The sequence below is a fragment of the Ruegeria sp. CDSA034 genome, assembly GCF_059612275.1.
In genome coordinates, this window is sequence record NZ_JBXWQH010000006.1 from 209,316 (window position 1) to 216,176 (window position 6,861).

The 6,861-nt window shown below is 50.8% G+C and carries 4 protein-coding genes and 1 pseudogene; 4 read left to right on the forward strand and 1 reads right to left on the reverse strand.

Annotated elements, in window-relative coordinates:
- Positions 1 to 250 precede the first annotated feature (250 nt).
- Positions 251 to 1,363 carry a thermonuclease family protein gene (locus tag AC2FLJ_RS12905; protein WP_496706113.1) on the forward strand — a complete coding sequence of 371 codons (1,113 nt, stop codon included), beginning with the start codon at positions 251 to 253 and terminating at the stop codon, positions 1,361 to 1,363.
- A gap of 99 nt (positions 1,364 to 1,462) precedes the next feature.
- Here AC2FLJ_RS12905 and AC2FLJ_RS12910 read toward each other — a convergent pair.
- Positions 1,463 to 2,220 (reverse strand): IS5 family transposase gene (locus AC2FLJ_RS12910; RefSeq protein ID WP_496706115.1). Its coding sequence is split into 2 segments (ribosomal slippage): positions 1,463 to 1,899 and positions 1,899 to 2,220, totalling 759 coding nucleotides; the frame shifts between segments, so codons are not numbered across the junction.
- A gap of 53 nt (positions 2,221 to 2,273) precedes the next feature.
- Between AC2FLJ_RS12910 and AC2FLJ_RS12915 the strand changes: the two are divergent.
- The 3 genes and pseudogenes from AC2FLJ_RS12915 to AC2FLJ_RS12925 all read left to right on the forward strand — a co-directional run.
- Positions 2,274 to 3,218, forward strand: a pseudogene (locus AC2FLJ_RS12915) (IS110 family RNA-guided transposase); the annotation flags it as partial.
- 628 nt (positions 3,219 to 3,846) lie between these two features.
- Positions 3,847 to 4,431 carry a hypothetical protein gene (locus AC2FLJ_RS12920; RefSeq protein ID WP_496706117.1) on the forward strand — a complete coding sequence of 195 codons (585 nt, stop codon included), beginning with the start codon at positions 3,847 to 3,849 and terminating at the stop codon, positions 4,429 to 4,431.
- 19 nt (positions 4,432 to 4,450) lie between these two features.
- Positions 4,451 to 6,861, forward strand: a 2,411-nt coding sequence (locus AC2FLJ_RS12925) for a calcium-binding protein (protein ID WP_496706119.1), incomplete at its 3' end; no start/stop codon positions are given.

The window sequence follows — 6,861 nt, forward strand, 5'->3', positions numbered from 1 at the left end:
GGCTGACTGGTTCACCGATGCGGGAACATCCGGAAAGCTGCTCTTAGGAATGCCTTTTGGGGCCGAAACCCGCGCAAACCAGTAAACTAACCTCCCCCGCGCGGTTGGCGCCCCTCACAGTTGTTTTGGCCGATCCCCGCCCCCCAAGGGGTTGAATTACCTCATCCTGTGGTGTTGTTTTGCCACAAGACTGAAGACGCTTATGCAGAAAATCTATTAACCCATTTTAAATCAAATATTTGAGGACAGAATGTCACTACCATTCACTGCTCCAGGGCATGTACTGAATGCTTTGTTTTTTTGTTTTTTGTTTCTAGCAAGCCCGTCTGCCTCTCAGACCATTACCGGTATCCCATCCGTGATCGATGGTGACACGATCGAAATTAATGGAACCCCTTTACGATTGCATGGAATTGATGCGCCCGAAGCGAGCCAGCTTTGCCAGCGCCCCAACGGGGAGCAATGGCGTTGCGGTCAGCGTGCAGCGCTTGCTTTAGACCAATTTATTGGCGCGAGATTGTTGAACTGCAAAGCAAACACCGTTGATCGATACGGGCGCTTTGTGACCGTATGTCATGCCGGGATTACCGACATAGGTCGTTGGATGGTACAGCAAGGTTGGGCAATGGCCTATCTGGAGTATTCAACAGACTATGCCCAGGACCAATTGTCTGCGATGCGAGGCAAGAAAAACATCTGGTCGGGATACGTCCAAGAGCCGTGGGAATGGCGAAGGGAGGATACAGAACACCCTAAACTGAACGCTCACCGTGGATTCTGTTATACAGCCCAAATGTGGCTCCCAGAAGTCTTGGATTATGTGGAAGCTAGTGGAACTGCTATTTGCGAAGCCGGAGGCGGAGAGTTTTGCGGGGACGTAACCAGTATCGGGCAAGGGATCTGTAAGGCAGCAGGTGGCGAATTCTGCGGGACTGTAACCAATCTTGGGCAAGGTATTTGCAAAGCAGCGAGGGGCGAGTTCTGTGGAACTGTGACCAATCTTGGGCAAGGGATCTGCAAAGCGGCGGGTGGTGAATTCTGCGGAACTGTAACCAATCTTGGGCAAGGTATATGCAAAGCGGCGGGTGGTGAATTCTGTGGGTCTGTTACCAATGTTGGACAAGGTATATGTAAAGCGAGTGGCGGAGAGTTCTGTGGGGCTGTAACCAATATCGGTCAGGGCATCTGCAAGGCAAGTGGCGGAGAGTTCTGCGATACGACAACCAGCCTTGAGGCCGCTGTCTGCGCTGAGTTGGGAACTTGCAAAACCAACCAGTTTCGTGACGTACTCGCGTCTATATTAGACGCCTGCGGCACTGAAGTTCTCAGCTTTGGAATTTCAAATCGGGCAGCCTACCCCTGATTTCCAATAGAATTACCGGTCAGCGCCACAAGGCGACCTTTTCGGCTTCACCTCGCCGTATCACCGATTGTCTCTTTCCGTTAGGTTTAGGCTCAGGACTCATAGCCAATAGATGACGAGTGCGGCGAGTGCGATGGCTGACAGGAAGACTTTCGGGCATCTATCGTAGCGGGTTGCCACACGTCGCCAGTCCTTCAATCTGCCGAACATGATCTCAATCCGGTTCCGTCTTTTGTAACGACGCTTGTCGTACTTCACAGGTTTCTTGCGCTGCCTTCGGCCCGGGATGCAAGCGCGTATCCCTTTGTCTTTCAACGCTTCCCTAAACCAATCGGCATCATATCCGCGATCTCCGAGCAGCCAGTCGACATTTGGCAAGCCGCTCAACAACGCCCGCGCGCCAATGTAGTCGCTGACCTGTCCTGCGGTTACGAACAGGTTCAGCGGGCGTCCCTGACTGTCGCAGATGGCGTGCAACTTGGTGTTCATGCCGCCCTTCGTTCGGCCAATCAGGCGTCCACGCCCCCCTTTTTGACGCCCAAACTGGACGCCGTGCGGTGCGCTTTCAGGTAGGTGGCGTCGATCATGACGGTCTTCTGTTCGCCGTGCTCGGCGGCCAGACCGGCCATCATCCGCGCGAAGATGCCCTTGTCGCTCCACCGTTTCCAACGGTTGTACAGCGTCTTGTGCGGCCCGTATTCCTTAGGTGCGTCGCGCCAGCGCAAGCCATTGCGATTGATGAAGATAATCCCACTCAAGACGCGCCTGTCATCGACGAGTGGCTTGCCGTGGGACTTTGGAAAGTAGGGCTCCATACGCGCCATCTGCGCATCCGTCAGCCAGAAGAGATCAGACATGTTCACCGCTCAGTTTTAGAACCGTGAATCATGCTGCAAAACGAAAATCAATGGGTCCTGACCCTAGCGAGCCGGAGGCGCTTGTGCGCTTTGTTCAGAACTTGCAATACGACATATCAAGAATTGGCCTCGAAGCGGGGCCTTTGTCCCAGTGGTTGCACAAAGCTCTGACGGATATCGGGCTTGACGCCGTCTTGATGGAAACCCGTCAGGTCAAGGGTGCACTGAAAGCGATGCCTATCAAGACGGATCGGCGAGATGCGGAAGGGATTGCTCGCCTGTTGCAGATGGGTTGGTTTCGGCCGGTTCATTGCAAATCAATCTCTTCCCAGGAAACACGGGCTTTGCCGAGTTCTCGCAAGACACTCAAACAGGCTATCACAAATATGGAGCTTTCAGTCCGAGGTCTCCTGCGCAACTTTGGCCTCAAGATCGGGACTGTAAGTAAAGGCAACTACGAAGCCCGCATCCGTGAACTGGCTGATGGCAATGCAATGCTGGAAGCCGCCGTGGACCCCATCCTGACGGCCAGAACGGTTTTGCGTGAACAGCTTGCGCGGCAGGAAAAGTGTATTCTCGATCTGGCCAAGGACGATGGGGTCTGCCGACTGATGATGACTATGCCCGGAATAGGGACTGTGATCGCACTTACGGTGAAGTCAGCGATTGATGACCCTGAACGATTTCGGTCATCAAAAGATGTCGGGCCTTGGGTTGGCCTGACACCGAGGCGCAATCAGTCGGGAGAGAAAGACATTGTTGGCCAGATATCCAAGGCTGGCGACATTGGATTAAGAACGGCCCTCTATCAGGCTGCGACAGTGATGCTGAATCGTGGCAAGCACAACTGGCTGACGGCTTGGGCGATGGATGTTGCAAAGCGCCGGGGCAAAAAGCGGGCGACGATTGCCCTGGCCCGACGCATCGGAATTGTCCTGCATCGTATGTGGTGCGACGGTCAGCCATTCAAGTTTACGCGTGAAGAACTGGCCTGCTGAATCGGTCAAACAAAAGGATTTATCTAACAGGAGAATAGGGTGGCGCTGATTGCGCTGATCACCCGAGGTCCCTCGCTGGGACGCAGTCCCCGTTGATGCCGCTTTCAACCTGGTGTTGACTTCAAGGTCAAATACGCTCCCAAGATCGGCACACGGGAACTGTCTGGACAAGGTATCATGTGGCAGCTTAACGCTGACTACGGACGGAAGCATGTAACCAGCGGTGGATTTTGAGAGACGCGTTTAAGGCGGTCGGAATATAGAGAAACCATTCGTGTGGTGCGCAGCTATTCCGGCACAGAGCCCTGATGCAATCTGTTTCATACAAAAGTTTGCCGCGGTTCGACGCGCAACTTTTATGCTATTGATTTGTCTTGTATTTTTCCCGGTCCAGATGCATGACTGCGCGTTCTGTTCGGACCACGTTTTGGATTGGCTTTTATACAAATAAGCAGGGACCATGTCAGTATTTCGATCATCGCTCGCTTCACAAGCGGTGAACCAAGCCGCTACTCAGAAATGAACGGGACCCGGGCTTAGGCATGAAATCCTGTATTGACAGCTCCCGCATTTACTGTTTCTCTTATGCAACCTGAGCGATAACTTATTGCATTGTTGGGATTTTTTTTTGACCGAACATCCTTTTTTCAGTTTCGTTTTCTTTCTTTCCACTGTTTCAATTTATTTTTTTGTTTCTCCCTTGCATGCTTTGGGTGAAATGGAGCTTTTGCAAGAAGACTTGGAAAAACAAAATTTTGAATACTCTGCTAGTCATCAGGCAAATGATGATCACCCGATAACACTGCATGGAAAGCCAATCGCGGGAAAGCTCACTGCTCCTGAGGAGTATTATGTTGTGGAAATCCAAATCAAGGACACTGACAGAACCTGTCAGGGCATTATATCAAGCCTTGCCATAATTGGCCATGAATTGAAGAGGCAGGATGAAATATACAGCAATTGGTTTTCAAATGAATCCATAAGCGGAAGCGTTCTTGAAACACAGATAAATTCCTGGGTGGGAAGCTCTTGCCATCCGCTAAGTATATTGGAAGACTTTGAATCAACGTATGGCTTCCAAGGTCTTTATACGGCGGGAAACACAAACAAAGTAGTTTCAGTATCCTTTCAAAACAAGGTCTTCACTTTGGGGATAGGGTTCTCTGAATTGGAGACCAAATACCGTCGACCATATGTAATTGTAAGAAAATAACGTCAGCAGGAAAATTTAAATGGAACGAATTTACGTGTCTTACTCCCTCGCCTCTGGTCTGACCCATACTGGAATTGAGGGCGGCTCCCATTTGGCGATCAATTACATTGATTCTGATGGAAACCACCATGTTATTGAGGCGGGTCCCACCAATAGCTTTGACAACAATTTTGATAAGGCTATAGCAATGATTCAGGAAGAAGCTTTAAGTAATGGGGAGCAAAATTGCGATTCACCGTTTGGAAATGTGAAAACGTATGAACGAGATGGGACCGCAAATGACGCGAAATACCCAACAGAAAGTATCGCCACAGGAAGCGACTTAAGTGCTCAGTGGGATTCGATTAGATCGTTTAAGCACAGCATCGACGCGTCTGGTTATGAATACAGACCATTATCACAGAACAGCAATACCTTTGCCAACCAGGCGTTGATTGCCGCGGGCTTGCCGGAAGCAACTGGCTTTGCAACTGACCCAGACGGGAACCCTGTCATAAAAAGCATTCCCGGGTTTGATCTTTCCTTTTCGAATCCCATTAACGTTGATCCGGAACCGGACTCTGGCGACGACGAAGAGAACCAAGAAGAATCACATGATTGTGATGAACCTAATGAAGCTGAAGAGGAATCTCCTGCCGAAGGAAGTAGCTTTGGTAAGACGATAAGCGATCCACTGGTTATTGATCTAGACAACGATGGTATCGAGTTGGTCGCATTAGAAAGTTCGTCAGCACTCTTTGATCTGGATGGAAATGGATTTGCTGAAAGAACTGGCTGGGTGGGTGCCGATGATGGTTTCCTAGTCAGAGATTTGAACGATGACGGGGTCATTCAAGATATTTCTGAAATGTTTGGGGACACCGACGGCTTCGAAGACGGTTTCCTCAATCTTGCCAGCTTCGACAGCAACCTAGACGGCGTTATCGACGCGTCAGACTCTGTGTTCACTAGTCTGAGTATTTGGCGCGATCTGAACCAGGATGGTGTTTCGGACGATGGAGAACTCTTTTCGCTTCAGGACATTGGCATTGAAGCAATCAGCTTGGCCACATCTACAGCCAATCAATCGATCGAAGGGAACTGGGTTCCGAAAACATCTACAGTTTCTTTCACGGATGGAACTCAATCAGAAATAGCTGCTGTTTTCTTTGCGCGCAATCCGTTTGTCAGCACTCCGGTCCTCGATCCTGATTTTGAAATAGACCCTGAGGCGGCGCTTATGCCGCACCTTCCGGGCACCGGTGCAATTGCCTCAACCGATGTGGCTTTCACATTGAATCCTGCTTTACAGGAACAGGCTGACCATCTGTTGACCCTTCTGGAAGCGGGCAACATAGTTGCCTATCGCGATGCATTTGATGCCTTTTTTATGGAATGGACAGGTGCTAACGCGGCTGACTCCGACGGGCGTGGACCTCACGTCGATGGTCAAAAACTTGCTGCGCTGGAAGCAATCTACGGGCAAGATTACACTGAAACCCAATTGGGGCTCTTTGGTGAGGTTATCTCTGTCAGCGATACGCCAACCTATGTTTCAGGCCCTGAACTGAATGCTCGTTACGATGCTATCCGTGATTGGCTGTCTATCCGGTTTGTTGCTCAATCTGCAACGTCTTCAACCATGCTGAAAAATCCGGATCAGTCAGACTGGCAGTCGATTATGGAAGACTTTGCGGACCACCCGCTCCATAGACTGACCTATCTCGTAGACTTGAATTCAGAAAACGATACGCAACTTAAAGGCAGCCTCGGAACTGTTTTGGCAGTTTTAGGGAATCTAGTCATAGACGGGAGCCTCGCCGACGCCGACGCGGCTTCCATCGGGCACCTACTAACATATGACTTTGGACCAACTGCTGCAGAGTTTGAGGCGAATGTTAGAAGTGCTGGGCAAGATTTGGGCTTAACCCTTCAAGACGAGTTCTTTGCAAGAATTTTGTTCGGCGCTAATTATGAGTTCGTTGCTGGAACAGATATTGCAGACGATCTTTCTCCGGCAAACGAGGCCCCACAATTCCTTTTCGGCTACGCTGGAGACGACACCGTCAATGGGGGTGCCAAAGACGACTTTCTCTTGGGTGGTTTCGGCAACGACACGTTGAATGGCGGGGAAGGCGCTGACACCTATATCTACAGCCTCGGCGACGGCAATGATGTGATATCTGACTCAAGCTATGCTGGTGGCCACTTGGACCGACTGGTCTTTACGGATGTGAATGTCGATGATGTGACCTTCTCGCAGAACGCGGGCCAGGATCTGGTGATTACGCTCAGCAACGGCGAAACCGTGACGGTCACGGATCACTTCCGAAGCAGCACCTATGATATGGAAGAGATCGAGTTTGCCGATGGCACGGTGCTGAACTTCCAGGAGATCGTCACCAAATCGATCAACGATCAAAACGGCGCGGGCGACGACGTTATCTATGG

Excerpts from the sequence above, each read along its gene's own strand:
- AC2FLJ_RS12905 (WP_496706113.1), top strand. The coding sequence starts at position 251 with ATGTCACTACCATTCACTGCTCCAGGGCATGTACTGAATGCTTTGTTT.